This window comes from Ignavibacterium sp. (assembly GCF_025998815.1).
In the GTDB taxonomy this organism is placed as follows: domain Bacteria; phylum Bacteroidota; class Ignavibacteria; order Ignavibacteriales; family Ignavibacteriaceae; genus Ignavibacterium.
This window is the reverse complement of record NZ_AP026678.1, coordinates 1,723,809-1,741,167: the sequence shown is the minus strand read 5'-3', so window position 1 is coordinate 1,741,167 and position 17,359 is coordinate 1,723,809. Positions and strand designations below refer to the sequence as shown.

The 17,359-nt window shown below is 33.2% G+C and carries 9 protein-coding genes; 4 read left to right on the top strand and 5 right to left on the bottom strand.

All coding sequences use genetic code 11. The annotated features are described in order from the left end of the window. Positions 1–9: 9 nt before the first annotated feature. The gene (locus Q0X14_RS07505) at positions 10–1,605 is read left to right on the top strand and encodes a sodium:solute symporter (RefSeq protein ID WP_297844630.1); all 1,596 of its coding nucleotides are present in this window, start codon (positions 10–12) and stop codon (positions 1,603–1,605) included. A gap of 50 nt (positions 1,606–1,655) precedes the next feature. Here Q0X14_RS07505 and Q0X14_RS07500 read toward each other — a convergent pair whose 3' ends face one another. Then, positions 1,656–2,642 (bottom strand): aldo/keto reductase, encoded by a 987-nt coding sequence (locus tag Q0X14_RS07500; protein WP_297844627.1) that lies wholly within the window; start codon positions 2,640–2,642, stop codon positions 1,656–1,658. 231 nt (positions 2,643–2,873) lie between these two features. Here Q0X14_RS07500 and Q0X14_RS07495 point away from each other — a divergent pair, with 231 nt between their 5' ends. The 3 genes from Q0X14_RS07495 to Q0X14_RS07485 all read left to right on the top strand — a co-directional run bounded on the left by Q0X14_RS07495 (position 2,874) and on the right by Q0X14_RS07485 (position 8,055). Continuing rightward, positions 2,874–3,326 (top strand): (2Fe-2S)-binding protein, encoded by a 453-nt coding sequence (locus Q0X14_RS07495; protein ID WP_297844624.1) that lies wholly within the window; start codon positions 2,874–2,876, stop codon positions 3,324–3,326. Between the two features lies 1 nt (position 3,327). After that, positions 3,328–5,433, top strand: coding sequence for a xanthine dehydrogenase family protein molybdopterin-binding subunit (locus Q0X14_RS07490; protein WP_297844621.1), 2,106 nt, complete (start codon positions 3,328–3,330; stop codon positions 5,431–5,433). Positions 5,434–5,640: 207 nt separating this feature from the next. After that, positions 5,641–8,055, top strand: coding sequence for an outer membrane beta-barrel family protein (locus tag Q0X14_RS07485; protein WP_297844618.1), 2,415 nt, complete (start codon positions 5,641–5,643; stop codon positions 8,053–8,055). 73 nt (positions 8,056–8,128) lie between these two features. Here the strand turns inward: Q0X14_RS07485 and Q0X14_RS07480 are convergent, their stop codons facing one another. Genes Q0X14_RS07480 through Q0X14_RS07465 form a run of 4 tightly spaced genes read right to left on the bottom strand, consistent with a single transcriptional unit; the run spans position 8,129 to position 17,180 of the window. Continuing rightward, entirely contained in the window at positions 8,129–9,634 is a 1,506-nt protein-coding gene (locus tag Q0X14_RS07480; protein WP_297844616.1) for a TPR domain-containing glycosyltransferase, read from the bottom strand. Then, positions 9,631–13,266, bottom strand: a complete 3,636-nt coding sequence (locus Q0X14_RS07475; RefSeq protein WP_297844614.1) for a glycosyltransferase — start codon at positions 13,264–13,266, stop codon at positions 9,631–9,633. The genes Q0X14_RS07480 and Q0X14_RS07475 overlap by 4 nt, the downstream gene beginning before the upstream one ends. A 3-nt stretch (positions 13,267–13,269) precedes the next feature. After that, positions 13,270–15,882: a methyltransferase domain-containing protein gene (locus Q0X14_RS07470; protein ID WP_297844610.1), complete on the bottom strand. Its 2,613-nt coding sequence runs from the start codon at positions 15,880–15,882 to the stop codon at positions 13,270–13,272. Continuing rightward, positions 15,882–17,180 carry a cytidyltransferase gene (locus tag Q0X14_RS07465; protein WP_297844608.1) on the bottom strand — a complete coding sequence of 433 codons (1,299 nt, stop codon included), beginning with the start codon at positions 17,178–17,180 and terminating at the stop codon, positions 15,882–15,884. The genes Q0X14_RS07470 and Q0X14_RS07465 overlap by 1 nt, the downstream gene beginning before the upstream one ends. Positions 17,181–17,359: the final 179 nt, after the last annotated feature.

The window sequence follows — 17,359 nt, the reverse complement described above, 5'->3', positions numbered from 1 at the left end:
GGAGCATTTATGGGAGGCAGTTTAAGTGTTCTCGATTCTCTGATTATTCTTATCTACATTCTTATAGTCTTATCAATCGGATTTTACTTCAGAAAAAGAAGTAAAAACTCTGAAGAATATTTTCTGGCAGGAAGAAAAGTTGGATGGATTGCTATCGGCGCTTCCTTATTTGCTACGAATATTTCCAGCGAACATTTTCTCGGACTTGCCGGAACAGGCTCCAAATCAGGTTTAGCTGTAGGACATTTTGAATGGCTTGCTTGTTTAATCTTATTACTTCTTGGGTGGGTATTCACTCCGTTCTATATTAAATCCGGAGTATTTACAATGCCTGAGTTTCTTGAGAAGAGATATAACTCTGCTTCAAGATATTATCTTAGCGTTGTTTCAATTCTTAGTTATATTCTTACAAAGATTTCAATTTCTCTTTATGCTGGTGGAATTTTACTTAATGCTGTTGTTGGTTGGGATATGGTAACTTCCGCAGTTGTTATAGTAATCATAACAGGAATTTATACTTTACTCGGAGGACTTTCAGCAGTAATCTACACTGATCTGGTTCAGATGTTCATTCTTATTATCGGCTCAATTATTCTAACCTTAATTGGATTAAGCGAAGCTGGTGGCTGGGCAAATCTTGTTGCAAATACTCCTGCAGATTTCTGGAATATGTTTAAACCATTAACTCATCCTGATTTTCCCTGGACAGGAATAATATTCGGTGCTCCAATTTTGGGAATTTGGTATTGGTGTACCGATCAATATATCGTTCAGAGAGTTTTAAGTGCTAAAAATTTAACTAATGCACAAAGCGGAACAATTTTCGCTGGCTACTTAAAAATATTGCCTGTTTTCATTCTGGTTCTTCCGGGCATTATTGCTTTCAATATTTCCGGTGGAACTATTAGTGGAGATAAAGCTTATCCCTGGCTTGTAACTCATTTGCTTCCTTCGGGAATTAAAGGAATTGTTGTTGCAGGATTACTTGCAGCTTTAATGTCTTCGCTTAGCGCAATGTTCAATTCAACATCAACACTTCTTACTATTGATGTTTTTAAAAAACTTAAACCTAATGCAGATGAAAAAATGCTCGTTCGGTTTGGAAGAATTTCCACCGGAATAATGATAACTCTTGGCTTACTGTGGATTCCATTTATTGGATTACTAAGCGACGACAGAATGTATGTTTATTTGCAAAGTGTGCAAGCTTATGTTTCACCACCAATTGCTGCAGTATTTTTATTCGGATTATTTTCGTCTCGTGTTAATGGGAAAGGGGCAATTAGTGCTTTACTTACAGGTTTATTCCTTGGAGTGTTCAGGTTAATAATTGAAGTCAACAATAAAATCGAACCACTCTCAAATGAATTTCTGAAATATCTTGCTTCAATAAACTTTCTTCACTATGCAATTTTTCTTTTCATCGTTTCATCGCTTGTTCTTTTAACAATAAGCTCAATTACAGAAAGACCATCCGGAGAAATTAACTCATTATTATTCAATAAGAAGCTCATCTATGAAAAGAATAAATGGCTGTTAGTAAATATTGCTGCTTCCATTTTACTGGTTTTATTACTTCTTCTGCTTTGGTGGATATTCAGGTAAAATAAAAATACTCAGCCAACTTTATTTAGCTGGCTGAGTGAAAATCTAATTCATAAATACTTTGTCTCGTCGGCAAAAAGAGATTTGATGAATTCAAATTCTTCATCGTTCAAAGGCATGTTTTGTCCGTATAAGTTAGCTTTAACCTGTGCAAGATTTCTGAATCCGGGAATTACTGCACCGACTTGTTTATAATGCAGAAGATATTGCAGTGCAACACGGGCAAGCTGTTCAGTTGTTCCACCAAATTTTTGTTTTAACTTTTCAATCTTAGGCTCAACTTTAGCAAGATATTCCGGTTTGAATCTTTCAGCATTTGCTCTGTGATCACCGGGCTCAAATTGCGGTGGATTGCTTGCACTATATTTTCCCAAGAGAATTCCCTGAGCAAGTGGACCAAATGCAATGAATGAAATCTGATATTCATCCAGAAGTTTTCTCGTTGGTGAACCATCTTTAAGAAATCTGTCATCAAGAGCACTTGCAAAACTTTGAATAACATCCGGTTTAACTTTTGGAATCAGTTTAACAAAGTCTTCGTGTTTGTACGCAGATTGACCAATCAACCGGATTTTGCCTTCTTCTCTTAATCTGTACATTACCTCAATTGCATCATCAAGATATTCATCGTTCTCACCAAAATTTCCGTGATGGAAATAATAGATATCAATGTATTCGCGTTTCAGATTAATCAAGGACTGTTCACACTGATGGCGAATATGTGCAGGTTCATAAGCGTGTGCAGCCGTTCCTTTGAACCAGCCGACTTTTGTAGCAATTATAAAATTATTTGTTCTGTTACCTAAAATTCTTGCAAGCATTCTTTCGGCTCTGCCATTTCCGTAAACATCTGCATTATCAAAATGATTAACACCGTTATCAATAGCATAATTAATTGCTTCTGAAATTTCTTTCTCATCAACATTTGCCCAACCGTTTGGGACTCCATCAACCCAGTTAAGTCCGCCCATTGTCCAACATCCTAAACTGATTTCTGAAACTTCAACATTTGTTTTTCCAAGTTTTCTGTACTTCATTTTAACTCTCCTGATTTTTTTGAATTTACTTTACAAAATTAGGAATTATTTTAACTATAAAGTTTGATTAACTGATGATTGGAAATAATTAAGATCAATACTTGCTCAAGTTTATTCTGTTTACTTTCCTGTAAAAGCCAAAAGTTTTATAAGTATAATTTTTCTGTTCCTGTCTTGTAAATACTTATTTCAAGTTTTATTTTTTAGAAAACAAATCATCAGGTAAATCAAATGGCAAAATTCAATCTACTTATTAATAACAAAAATTATTCGATTGAAGTTGAACCGGACACACCACTTTTGTGGGTGCTTCGCGATAAACTTGGTTTAACAGGAACAAAGTACAGTTGCGGTGAAGGAATTTGTGGTGCTTGCACCGTTCATATTAATGGAAATGCTGAGAGGTCGTGTATAGTTTCAGTTAAAGATGCTGAAGGTTCTTCCATTACAACAATTGAAGGTCTTGCAGAAAATCCTGAGCATCCGATTTTCAAAACCTGGATTGAACTTGAAGTTTCGCAATGTGGTTATTGTCAACCCGGACAAATTATGACTCTCGCTGCGATGTTGAACAAAAATTCATCTAAGCAGGAAATTGAAAGAGAAATGTCAACTGTTCTTTGCAGATGCGGAACTTATCATCGAATTCGTAAAGCGGTTGATAAACTTGTGGAGGAGAAGTAAAATGAAAAAGAAACAAACCAGAAGAGAGTTTATAAAAGTTGTTTCGGTGAGTGGAGGAGGATTAATTCTCGCAACATATATTCCTTTTAATAATTTGTTTGCTAAAACCGGCGATGATCCCAAAATATTTTCACCAAGTGTTTATTTGAAAATTGATTCAAACGGAGTTGTTACTGTAATTGTTCATCGCTCTGAAATGGGACAAGGAGTAAAGACAGCGCTTCCGATGCTAATTGCTGAAGAGCTTGAAGTTGACTGGGAAAAAATTGTAATAGAACAAGCTGATGCTGATTCAAAATATGGAAGTCAATCTACTGGTGGCAGTACAAGTGTAAGAAGAAACTGGGAACCACTTCGAGTTGCAGGAGCTACTGCCAGAGAAATGCTTATTCTTGCGGCAGCAAACAAATGGAATGTTGATAAATCAGATTGCTTTGCAGAGAATGGATTTGTTATCAATAAAAAGTCAAATCAGAAATTTTCTTATGGCGAATTAGTTGAAGATGCTTCGAAACTTCCTGTGCCAGAAAATGTAAAACTTAAAGATCCAAAAGACTTTAAACTGATTGGCAAACGCATTCATCGTGTTGATACACCCGATAAAATTTATGGTAGAGCAAAATTCGGAATTGATATTGTGATTCCCGGAATGAGTTACGCAGCACTAAGTCGTTGTCCTTCTTTTGGTGGAAGAGTAAAATCATTCAATACTGAAATAGCCAAAAAAATGTCCGGTGTTATTGATGTGGTTCAGATTTCAAATGGTGTCGCAGTAATTGCTGATTCAACCTGGAATGCATTCAATGGAAGAGATGCTCTTGAGATTGAATGGGATTATGGACCTTATGCGAATGTCAGCACAGAAGATATTCGAAATGAAATGTTAAAACATATTAAAGAGGAAGGTTCTGAGTTTGAAAATCGTGGAAACATTCATCAGTCAATTCCCAACGAAAAATTTATTGAAGCAATTTATGAAGTTCCTTTTATGGCTCACGCACCAATGGAACCAATGAATTGTGTTGCCAGATATGAAAACGGAAAGATTGAACTTTGGGCTCCAACTCAAAATCCACAAAATGTCAAAAGCGAAGTTGCAAAAGCTCTTGGTTTAAATGAAAATGATGTAACTGTTCATGTAACTTTAATGGGCGGAGGTTTTGGAAGAAGACTCGTTAGCGATTTTGCAGTTGAGGCAGCAGAAATTTCCAAAGCTTGTGGCAGAGCAGTTAAGTTAACCTGGACACGAAAAGAAGATATGAAGTTTGGTTATTATCGTCCACCAAGTATGCATGTTCTCAAAGGTTCTGTTAGCGCTGATGGAAAACCCTTAAAGTTTTATCATCACGTAATTGCACCTTCAATCAGACAAATGAGATTTGATAAAAATCTGACTGCAGAAAAATCTGAAATAAAAGAAGGTACAGTTGATTTGGAATATCAGATTCCAAATCTGAAAATAACCGGAACACTTATTCCTACTCATGTTCCTATCTCCTGGTGGCGTGCAGTTTATAATTCACAAAATCCTTTTGCAGTTGAATCATTCATTGATGAACTTGCTTATGCTGCCGGCAAAGACCCTTATGAATTTCGTAAGCAGATGTTACCACAGGATTCAAGATTATTAAATGTAATGAATATCGCAGTTGAAAAATCTGGTTGGAAAAACCGAACTCCAAAAGGAAAAGGGAGAGGACTTGCAATATCTTATGGCTATGAAAGTTATTGTGCTCAGGTTGCAGAAGTCTCCGTAGTAAATAACAAATTAAAAGTTGAAAAATTCACTGCGGTTATTGATTGCGGAGTGGTAGTAAATCCTGATATTGTTGAAGCTCAAATGGAAGGTGCAATTGCATTTGCATTATCGGCAGCAATGAAAGGTGAAATCACAATTAAAAATGGTGGAGTTGAACAAAATAATTTCGATGATTTTGAAATTTTAACTTATGATGAAATGCCAATCGTTGATGTTCACATTGTTCAGAATAATTTTAAAGTTGGTGGAGTTGGTGAAGTTGGAATTGCAGCTTGCGCACCAGCATTATGCAATGCAATTTTTGCTGCAACAGGGAAGAGAATAAGAAGATTACCAGTTAAAATTTAGTAATAACATGATTCACACTTTCCGAACAGAAAGGACATACGGGTGAGGCAAGCCTCACCCCTACTGGTCTTATCAGATTAAATATGCAACACAAAATTTTTCCGTTCCTTAATGTTTACTTACCGCTTACAATAATTTAATTCCCATCACTGCTTTTAAAAAATATTTTCACAACGAGAATTTAATTAAACTTTGAAGGAGGTAAATATGGTTCGTTTATTATTAACTCTCGTTGTGGTTGTTAATATGATGTCTTTTGCACAAAGTTCATCTTTATCAGCCGGAAAAATCGTCAGCGGTATTGTGCTCGATTCAGCAACTGCATCAGCGCTTCCGTTTGCAAATATTACTTTGCACTCAAAATCTGACTCAGCATTTGTAACAGGTGCTTCCACAGATGTTGAAGGTGAATTTGAATTGAATAATGTTACAGAAGGCGAGTATTACTTAAAAATCAGTTTTGTTGGATACAACACTAAATTCATTCCGAATCTGAAAATCAATAAGAGTAGTCAGAAAATTGATTTGGGTAAAATTACCTTATCAAAAGTAACCTATGAATTAGATGCTGCTGAAGTAGTCGGCGAAAAAGTTAGTGAGGAACTTCATCTTGATAAAAAGGTAATCAATGTTTCTCAGAATTTAAATGCACAGGGTGGAAGTGCACTCGATGTTTTACAGAATCAGCCATCAGTTCGCGTTGATCCTGATGGAACAGTTTATCTTAGAGGAAGTTCAAACTTTACAGTATATGTGAATGGTAAACCTTATCCATTGCAGGGCTCTGATGCACTTAAGCAAATCTCTGCAAACACAATTGAAAATATTGAGCTGATTACTAATCCCTCTTCAAAGTATGATGCTGAAGGTTCTGCTGGTATAATCAACATTAACTTAAAAGCACAAAAAGATTACTCACTAAGTGGAATATTAAATCTGAATAGTGGAACGGGAGATAAATACAATGCAGATGGAACGATAAACTATAATCATAATGGTTTAAGTCTTAATGGTGGATTGGACTATAGAAATAATTTATTTCTTAACAATCAGGAAATTCAGCGTGTTAGTAATCTTGGAAGTTTCACTCAACTAAACCAGACGAATGTATCTGTCAGGAATAAAAGAGAACAATACGCTTTCAGAAGCGGATTGGACTATACTTTTAATCCACAGAGTTCACTTGGATTAACATTAGGAGTTGGAGTAGTTGATATTGAAGGTGGTTTAAGTACAAATGTTTTGAAACAGCAGTCAGGTTTATCGAATTATTCATATGTGAAGAATAAAATGGAAATTCCGGTTAAGTATGTGAACACTTCATTGAATTATCAGTACAAGTTTGAGCCGGATGTTAATGATATCTATTTCGAAGCAACTTATAATTATGTGGATGTTCCTAATGATCAGGTAACCGAAGAATATTCTTCGAACGAAAATTTTAATTCAATAACTGATTTGATAAGTAAAGTATCATATTCAAATGGCTCTAAAAGAAATGAAGGAAGAGCAAAACTAAATTACAAACACAAATTGTCTGAAGGAACAACAATTGAAACAGGTGTTCAGACTAATTATTCTTTCAGAAACTTAAGTGCAGTTAATAAAATCTTTGATAAAAATCTGAATGATTATGTTGTTGATTATAATCTTACAAATGAATTTGACTTAAGAAATAATGTGTATGCCGGATTTGTTTCTTTTACTTCTCAGATTGCTGAGTTCAGCTATATGATTGGTTTGCGTGGTGAATATATGGACAGACTTCTTGATCAGAAGACATTATCTCAATCATATACTTTTGAGAAAATGGATTTCTTCCCATCAGTTAATGTTTCAAGAAAGATTGATGATCATCAGCTTCAATTGAGTTACAGCAGAAGAATCAACAGACCAAATGAAAATATTTTGAATCCTTTTCCATTTTTCTCGGATCCGAACATTTCGGTTTCCGGAAATCCAAAGCTGAAACCTGAATACATTGATGCTTTCGAATTTAATTATCAGAAAATGTTTGGTGGAGTATTCTTCTCTGCACAAACTTATTACAGAAAGTCCAAAGACTCTTTTACTCAAACTTTCTCAACTGATTCAACAGGAAAGCTGAACATAATTTTTAACAACTATGGAAACTCTGATGTCTATGGTGCTGAACTTTCTTCCAGCTTTTCTGTGGCAGATATTTTCAGATTTGATCCTTCGGTGAATTTATTTCAAACTCACTTAGATGGTCTTGCTGATGGAAAAGCCATTGTTAAAGATTTCTTCAATTGGTCTGCGAGATTAAATGCTACTGTTACAATTACGCCTGACACAAGATTTATGTTATCAGGAAATTATATGAAGTTTGTTGATGCACAATCAGAGTCGGATCCTTTTATGCAAATAAGTGCTTCGCTTCGTCAGGAATTTTTTAACAAAGCAATGTCATTAACATTACAGGCGAGAAATTTATTCAAAGCATCTGATATGAAATTCACAACAACTGGTTCAAACTTTAGTGGAAAAGCATTCATAAGACCAGAAGCTCCGGTATTTTCACTCATATTCTCTTATAACTTTAATAATTTTAAGAGAACACAAAGACCAAATGAAAATATTGATATCCCAACAGGATTGTAATTAAAAATTGAAACGAAGTTAGTGTGATAATTATAAATGTCAGTCTGAGTTTATCGAAGACTGACATTTTTTATTAAACTTCAACACTCCGTAATAACTTTTCCTTAATTGTTCTTACTTTAAAAACCATTTCCTGATAGTGATAAAAATCTTTTTCAATCGAGTTAAAAATTTTAAGAGCTTTTTCGTTCTGATTAGATTTCAGATAAAACATAGCATGATAAAGAAGGGAAGATGGATCAGACTTTACAACTTCAAAATGATTTTCCAGTAATTTTATCGCTTCATTTGTTTTACTTAAACTGTCCAATGTAAGAGCATATTGTTTCAGTACATCACTATTACTGCTGAACTTTTGATAAAGTTCTTTCAGAAAATCCAGAGCAAATGATTTGTTATTATGTTTAGAAAGAATAAAAGTTATTAATGAAATGTTCAGATTAGAAATTGAATCAATGTACGAACGAACATCATAAATATTTATTACAGAACCTGATTCGATAATCTTAATCAACTCAACGAACTTGCTTTCCTCCTGTTTGTAAAGTTCCTCAAACATTTTTTGTTTAAGAATCGAATCATTAATCTGATATGAAAGTTGTAATCCATAAAAAAGAATTTCCTGCAACGACACATTAACCTGCTGAAGATTGTTTATAGAACTTCTTTCTGAATTCTTTGCAGATTCGATTGACTTCTTCAGTTCATCTATAGCTTCTTTTAATTTACTCTTACGAAGATAGATTTTGGAAAGAAGTAAATGATAAAATGGTTGTGAGTGGTTTAATTTAATTGCTGATGAAATAAATTTTTCTGCTTCATCAACCTTAAATTTATTTAATGAAATCTGTGCTAAATAAGAATATGATTCGGCTTTGAATTGTTTGTTTAACTTATCTGATTTGACAAGCTGAAGAAAATTATTTTCTGCCTCTGAAAAATTCTCAAGCACAAAATTCGATTGACCAATCTGAAATAAAACATAATCATTCGGATGAGTTATGAAGTCTTTCTCGAGCAGCTTCAGATTTCTCAAAGCTTTTTGTTTCTTACCATCTTTCGAAATATCATAACCAATATGATGAATAACTAAATCAGAATTAATGAATTTATAATTTAATCTTTCAAGTGATGGTGTAATTTGTTCGTGAACTTTTCCTGTAAATTTCGCTTCGGAATTATTCCTGAAAAATCTTACATACTTTATCGAGTTGCTTCTCTGAATCTCAGAATCATAACTGACTATTGTGCAGTAATAACCAACATTATCATTGGTTTCAGTAAGAGATTTTATTTTTACAGCAGACTTTTTATCAAGTCTCTCATCTGCATCAAGATAAAGAATCCATTTCCCGGTACAATTACTAAGTGAAAAATTTCTTGCTGCAGAAAAATCATCATTCCAATCAAAGTGAAAAATATTTGCGTCAAAACTTTTTGCAATATCTAAAGTGTTATCTGTTGAACCAGTGTCAACTATAACTATTTCATCAACAACATCTTTAACTGAGTTGAGACAATCATACAAATGCTTGCCTTCATTTTTAACAATCATTGAAAGACTTATACCAGAACTCATTGAGTTACTCCCAGAGTTGGTTTTTCTGCTTCAACTCCGAACATTGAATTCAGTTCATTCAAAGCAGCAAGTGCATTTGGGTTATCCGGATTATTTTTCACTGCCCACTCGAACATTACTTTAGCAGCTTCGGGTTGATTATTAGCAAACAATACTTTACCCAATCCCAGGCAAGCATTCGATGAATTTGGTGAAAGCTGAAGTTCTTGTTCAAAATAATATTGAGCTTTTTCAATATTATTATTTGTAAGGAAAAGATTACCAGCAAGGTCAAGCAAATCAACTTTACTAATTACACTTGCATCTCCTTCCTGATAGTGTTCTATTGCTTTTTCAATTTCTATTTGAGCTAATTCAATTTCATTATCTGCCAGATGCACACGGACCCTTCTAAAGTGTTGTTGGAAAAGGTTTTTGTCAATCGGATAGAAAATCTGATGCGGTTTTATTTGCTTATTCTTTAACCAAATTTCATCCGGTGTTGCACCCCATTTATCCACAAATATTTTTTGATTTTTCATCAATCTATCCTGATAAGCTTTTTCACCATTTGCTTTAAATGATTTTGAACCAAAGTGATGAATAAAAACATCCTTAGCAATTACAGTTTTGTATCCTGCAAGTTGAGCGCGCAAGCAAAAATCATCATCTTCATAATTACCGGGCGAAAATCTTTCATCAAGTCCACCGATTTTCTCAATAACCTCTCGTTTGATTAAAGTACAAAGGAAAGCAACTCGCGGAAAGTGAAGTACCTGACCTTTATTTTTCTCTCTTACCTGAGCAGCATACTGATGCATCTCTTCAATTGAATTGTACTTTGCATTCTCATCTTTTTGCAAGCCACTCACTTCGTTACTTATTGGACCAACAATGCCGATTTTATTATCTGATTCTGCAACTTCAATTAATCTATCTATTAAATAATTTGTAATAATTGTATCATTATTCAAAATTAAAATATATTCACCCAAAGCTTCTTTAATACCCTGATTAACTGCACAAGGAAATCCAAGATTTACTTTATTTTGATAGTATCTGACGAAATCATAATTCCTTGAGAATGTTGGTTTTGTTTCATCGGTTGAAGCATTATCGATTAAAACTACTTCATAACTGATGTTGACTTTTTCTTTTATACTTTCAACACATTTTTTTGTGTAATCAGACTGATTGTATGCTACAATAATAAAACTAACTTTAGGTGGTGCAGACTGATTTAATGCATACTTGCTTTTTAATGAATGTTTTGTATGGTTAAAAATAAATCGGAGTCTTTTTCTCATTAGTTCACTCGAATACTGAGATGCAATCAATTTCTTTCCTTTATCCGAGAACCCATTCCACATTTTTTCATCTTGATAAAGTTCAATTACTTTTTCCGCAAAGGATTTGGGTTCATCGCATATATAAGCATGAATTCCATTTTCGATTCCCATTCCCTCTGCGCCTATTGATGTAGTTACAATCGGAATTCCACTTGACAGAGCTTCGCCAACTTTACCTTTGTTTCCTGCACCATATCGTAAAGGAACAACTTCGACGCGGCACTTATCAATATATTCTTTTACATCAGCGACCCAACCTGTTATTATAATATCTTCTGATTCAAGAGCTTTCACTTTTTCAGTTGGATTATTTCCAACAATATAAAATTTAACTTCGAGTAATCTGGATTTTATAGTTGGAAAAATTTCTTTGGTAAAGAATAAAACCGCATCTTCATTTGGTTTATGATTGAAGTTTCCTACAAATATTAAATCCTTCCGATTTTGAAATGAAGGTGTATTTTCCCTTGGATCGTGAACATCAGTTAAAATAAAAATTGGTTTGTCTTTTATGAATTTCCTTAATTCACTTCTATCGGCTTCGGTTACAGTGGTAATTACATCAGCTTTTGAATAAACAGCTAATTCACGTTTCTTGTTTTCCTTTGCTTTAATTTTTAATGAGTTATCTTTTGACAACTCAGCTTCGCGTTCTTCACGCAAATAGTGAATATCCATAGTGTCAATTAATATTGGTACAGAAGGTATTTGTAGTTTAATTAAATCAATAAAATATTCTGCAATATGCCAGAACGCGATATAAACAAAATCAAATGCACGATCCTTCAGTTCAAGAGAATTAATAAGAGTTTCTATATATTCTTTTGCCTGTTCACTGTATCTGAAATTATACCAGTATTCATAATTGAACCATATAAATTCAACACCTTGCATTTTAAAGTCTGTCAAATATTTTATACCAGCCTCATCAGCATATTGTTTTCCCATCAGGTGAACATAAGTTACTTTATAACCTAAGTTCAACATTTGTTTGAGAGTATGATAATGTCTCAATGCGCCTGCAGCTCTATCTGGTAATGGAGGAATGTCATCAATAATGAGTATTCTCTTTCCTTTGTTTCTATCAGAAAATTTATAACGAAGCTTTGGATCATTTGGAAACTGAAACTTCAGTACATCTTTCCATTTATCAATAAATTTCGGTGCATTGAGAACCTGATATCTTTTGAAGCCAGAGTTTAAATCAGTACCTGCAGTTACTCCTTCGTGATGAACTACTTTTGAAAAAGGATTAAAGTAAACTTTATAACCAAATTTTCTTACACTGAAACATAAATCGGTATCCTCATAATATGCCGGTGAATATCTTTCATCAAACTTTCCGATTAGTTCGAATAAATCTTTTCTTATCATCAAGGATGCACCTGAACAGTAATCAACTTCTCTGCAGTACGTAAACCTCGAATCCCCTGGTGATGCACCTCTACCGTAATTCCAACCGGAAGCATCATTAAATATTACACCTCCGGCTTCCTGAAGTTTATCATCAGGATAAATGAGCATTGAACCTGCTGCACCAGCATCTTTAAAATATTTAAAAGTGTTAAATAAATTAGTCAACCAACCGGCTTGTGGTTCAGTATCATTATTAAGAAAAACAATATATTCACCCTGAGCGAATTGACTTGCGTAATTATTCCCACCAACGAAACCAAGATTTTTTTTGGCTCTTATATATTTAATTGGTTCTCCATAGGCAAGCAAATAGTCCGGTGTTTCATCAACTGATGCATTGTCTAATACAATTACTTCGAAGTTTGGATATTTTGTGTTTGTAAATAATGCCTTAAGGCATTTAAGTGTGAACTCAATTTTATTATAACAGAGAATGATTATTGAAATTAAAGGAAAACGTTTGTCTTTTTCATCATATTTATGAAATAATTGTGAGTATCTAAAATTTTTAGTTGTTTCAAATTTTTTTAGTCGTAATGAAATTGACTTAAGAATATGATCATTACTTGGGTTGTGATAATACAATTGATTTAAAAGTAGAACAGAATCAAGGTGTCTGTTTGTTCGCCAGTAGATTTCAGCAAGATAAATTAATATGTTTAAATGGTTACTGCTTTGGTGGAGAATTTCGGAAAATAAGTTTTCAGCATTTACGAAATCATTTTGGAAAAAATACTCTCGGGCCAAATAGAATTTCAAAAAGTTTTTTTCTTCTTGATTAAGTTCTTTGCTTTCAATAAAATCTTTTATAAAATCTATGACGTTAGAGTCCTCATCAGAATTATAAAATTCCTGAAGAGATTTTAGAAATTCTGTCCTGTTGAGCATTTGCTAATCTCCTTTTTCTGCTACAAAAAATATTTGTTCTCCACCGAGATAGCCGTATTCTTTTGAATAGGTAGTAAGAGCATATGCATCCTTAAATCCGGCATTTTTAAGTTCATCTAACAATTCCCAACCAAAGTGATAATAGCATAAACAGCTTTGAGAATCATTTACCGGATCGCCGTGATATTCAGGTGGAAGTAAATGTGTTATAATTCCATTTTCATCAATCTTTGCCCGGACGATATTAGATTTTGAATTTTTGTTAAATGGTACAGTAAATAAAAATTTACCGTTCGGTCTTAAAACTCTGAAACTTTCTTTTAATGCCTGCTTATAATCGGGAATGTGTTCGAGAACTTCCAGAGAAATCAAATAATCGAATTTCTTATCTTCGAAAGTCAGCTTAGTGAAATTTTCATTTCTGATTCCGGAATCATCAACTGAACCTAAAGGAATAGCTTCCCCTAAAAATTCACTACCTATTATATCAGGATTTATTTTCTTTAATGTCTGGTAAAAGCCAGTCATTTGTTCAGTTATATAAACTGAAGCATCAGCAAAATCATTAAATATGGTTTTGATAGTATGATAAGTCAATCTTAATCTATTATTTAATTCGCAATTAGGACACACCAGTCTTTCTCTCCAGTTAGGTACAAGTTTACCATCTAGTTGATAAGCATAATTAAAATCAACTTTAAAGGGCACAACATCTTCGCAAACAAAACAATAACCTGTATAAGAGAAGTCAGAAGGATTATTGGGTAATAGTTCTAACTCAAATTTTTTCCTTTCCTGATACTCAGTACTCATTTTTCGCTCATACTCTAGCGATTCAGCAAAAGAAGATATTTTGTTAAGTTGAAGTTCCGGCCGGAGCAACTTAGTTAACTGGTCATTAACAAAAGAATTATCGAGTTTGTTGTTTTCGACAAGAAAGCTAAGGTTACTTAACGCAATTTCATCTTTTGGATTTGTTTGAAGTACCGTGATTATATTATCAAATGCTTGAAGGTAATTCTCTTCGAGGATTTCAATGTAAGCCAAATCATTAAGGGCATCAGTTTTATAATTAGGGAAATTTAATGCTTTGTGAAGAAGTGCTCTTGCTTCCGAGAAAGAATTTTCAGTAATTAAATTCTCCGCTTCACGAATCAAGTCGTCTCCAGAGATTTTGGGAAGATAACTATAGTAATTCACAAGTTTTCTTTCTAGCTGTTCTTTAAGTAAAGTTAAGTGTGGATGGAATTTATCTTTGAGATGGTCAGTTTGTACTATTCTGAATTTACTATTTCGATTATCCGAAATCTGACTTTGTATGAAAATGTTTTTTTCGAATTCATTTAGTCTTTCGTATAAATTACTATCGGGAATATCATTCTTTGCATTTTTGCATACGAAGTCTGTGAAATCATCTAAATTTTTTCCGGGAGATTCCTCTGTATAAAAATATATGTGGCTCTTTAGAAGAGATCCAAAAAATATTTTTGAATTATTGAGTTTTAGTTCAAAAGCAGATTTTGCTAGTGCTTCATTAAGTATTGAAGAAAAATCTTCTTTGGATTGAGGTATATATGCTGCATCATATTCATATAGTGAACTCCTTGCAATTAATATAATCGGCTTTTCATATAGCAATACTTCATACTGGATTGTAGAATTACCAATAATAATTAAATCAGAAATTTCGATTAATCTTCTGTTAAAAAAGTTCTTTGTTACAAACACTCGCTCACTTTCAAGTGATGAATAATCATTTTTATCTGCGGGGTGAGGTTTAATCACCAATATTAGATTTGGATTTTTATTTACTTCTTCTGTTATAAAATGTGCTGCCTCAGTTGTGTACTTAAAAAGTGTTGAAATTTGTCTCGAATAAATTTGATCTTCAGGAAAGAATATTGAATCGTGAGTTCCATAAAAAGTAATTACCTTAAATCCCTCTTTCTTTTTTTGTTGAAGAATTAACTCAAGCTTCTCATCGTGATATTCGGGATATTTTGAAGATAAGTTCTTAAGATAGAATTCTTTTAATCTTTCATAATTATTAAACGAGGTTTTTGCCTGAAAGTTATTTTTATCCTTCGCAAAAGTATTTAATTCATTGTAGAGTAATTCTTCTATCATCAAACTGCCATTGAAGAAACCTCGTTCAAGAAAAAATGAAGGAACATTATTATTCTCAAGTATTTCTTTAAATATTAAGGATTGAGGTAACAAATTTCCCCAAACAAAAACTAAAGAAGGTTTAATTTTCTTGACTAACTCGGTATAGAAATATTTGCAAGTATAAAATCCATTTATATACTGATCATAATTATCTGCAGAATCATTATTCCAGAATATATCTCTTTCTATGAGATGAACGTCATCTTCGTCCAGATAAGATTTTTTCAAATCTGCATGTCCAAAATTTTCAGCGAAACCTTTTAATGAAAATGGAATTTTTATAACAGGAAATTCTAACTCTTCATAATCCTCACTGGATGAAAGAAATAATAATTCAAAACCCTGCTTTCCCAATAGTTCTGAAATTTTATTCCAAAGCTTTTTATATTCTTTATTAAATGGTAGAAATGAACAAATAATACAAGTCTTTTTATTTGATTGAGTCATTAAAATAGTCCGTATTTATTAACTAATTCACTTGTATGAACTCCTTTTGCAACATCGATAAGAATAAGCTTTTCGTTTTGTAATTTTTGTAATGCAGTTTCAATAATCTGACTCTCATATTTCCTTGGGATAACAACAACACCATCTCTGTCTCCAAATATCAAATCATCTTTATGTATACTGATTCCATCAATTATTATAGTTTTGTTTTTAGAAGTTACAATCCCGCGCTTACGAGTGTCTTTACAATAATTACCTTTTGAAAATACCGGAAAGCCCATGTCAGAAGTCTCACGGGTATCTCTGGTAACTCCATCTATAATTGCAGCAGAAGCCCCTGCCCTCAATGCCAGATTAGCATTCAACTCTCCAAAGAATGCATAATCCGGAATTTTATTTGCAACTACAATTACATCATTAGTTACTACATGGTCGTATAAATTCAATCCGTCATAAATTTTTTTAAAGTCTTCATCATCGGGACAAAGATCTATCTGAAGTGTTTTTGCTCTACCTAAAACTTTTGCATTTGGTAGATTCAGTGAAAATTTGCTCGATAAAACTCCACTTAAGTTCATATCGTCAAGAATATCCGAAAGCAAAGCACTGGAGAGAAGTAATTTAAGATTATCAAATAATCTTCTTTCCTGTTCACGAAGTCCAATTGCTATAAGATTGGCAAGTTCAAAATCTTCAGGCCAGTTAACATCGATACTTTCGGCAGGATCTATTTCGAGTAAATATGGATTATCTCCGATTCTTCTTTTTAATTGAAGGGCAACATCTCTTCTTACAATGTACAATCCCATCGACTCGATAATGGTATCTTCAAGTTCGGTGGAGTTTGGTATATGATGGATATTATAAATAGGTCTTCCATCCTTCCAGAGATATTGTTTTTCCTTTCTGATTGCAACCACAGAATCATATTCCTGGTTATCAAGTAAAATTTTAATTCCTTTTTCAATTGTGGAAGGTTTAATAAACGGGCTTGTACAAAGTAATTGAACGCAGATATCTGCATCTGTATTCTGAACTTCGTTATAAAAAAGCATATTGCCATCTGTTTTATTTGATGCAAGAGATACATCTCTTCTAAGGATTCTGCATTTTACTTCAGATGCTAGTTCTATTATTTCAAATGATTCAGTATCAAGATAAACCTCATCAATTAATGGGATGCTCATAAGTTTCTTTAAACTTCTTAAAAAGAGCGGCTCTCCGTCTAATAACATTGTATTTTTATTTGGAATCCTGTTGCTTGATCCCTTTGCTGGTAAAAATGCTGCTACTTTCATAAAAAAATTTTTTTTGCAGAATAAGCCAAATAGTATTCCACTTTGAAAGTCTGATTTACTTAAATAAATGCAGCTCTTTGGAGTTTCTCCTGCACAATATTGTTGTAGTGAATAATATTATACAGAGAATGTGCTTGTTAGAACAATGGATGTCTGATCGTAAAAAATGGAATAGTCTA

Coding starts and splice junctions, on each gene's coding strand:
- Q0X14_RS07505 (WP_297844630.1), top strand. CDS start 10: ATGGGAGGCAGTTTAAGTGTTCTCGATTCTCTGATTATTCTTATCTAC.
- Q0X14_RS07500 (WP_297844627.1), bottom strand. CDS start 2,642: ATGAAGTACAGAAAACTTGGAAAAACAAATGTTGAAGTTTCAGAAATC.
- Q0X14_RS07495 (WP_297844624.1), top strand. CDS start 2,874: ATGGCAAAATTCAATCTACTTATTAATAACAAAAATTATTCGATTGAA.
- Q0X14_RS07490 (WP_297844621.1), top strand. CDS start 3,328: ATGAAAAAGAAACAAACCAGAAGAGAGTTTATAAAAGTTGTTTCGGTG.
- Q0X14_RS07485 (WP_297844618.1), top strand. CDS start 5,641: ATGGTTCGTTTATTATTAACTCTCGTTGTGGTTGTTAATATGATGTCT.
- Q0X14_RS07480 (WP_297844616.1), bottom strand. CDS start 9,634: ATGAGTTCTGGTATAAGTCTTTCAATGATTGTTAAAAATGAAGGCAAG.
- Q0X14_RS07475 (WP_297844614.1), bottom strand. CDS start 13,266: ATGCTCAACAGGACAGAATTTCTAAAATCTCTTCAGGAATTTTATAAT.
- Q0X14_RS07470 (WP_297844610.1), bottom strand. CDS start 15,882: ATGACTCAATCAAATAAAAAGACTTGTATTATTTGTTCATTTCTACCA.
- Q0X14_RS07465 (WP_297844608.1), bottom strand. CDS start 17,180: ATGAAAGTAGCAGCATTTTTACCAGCAAAGGGATCAAGCAACAGGATT.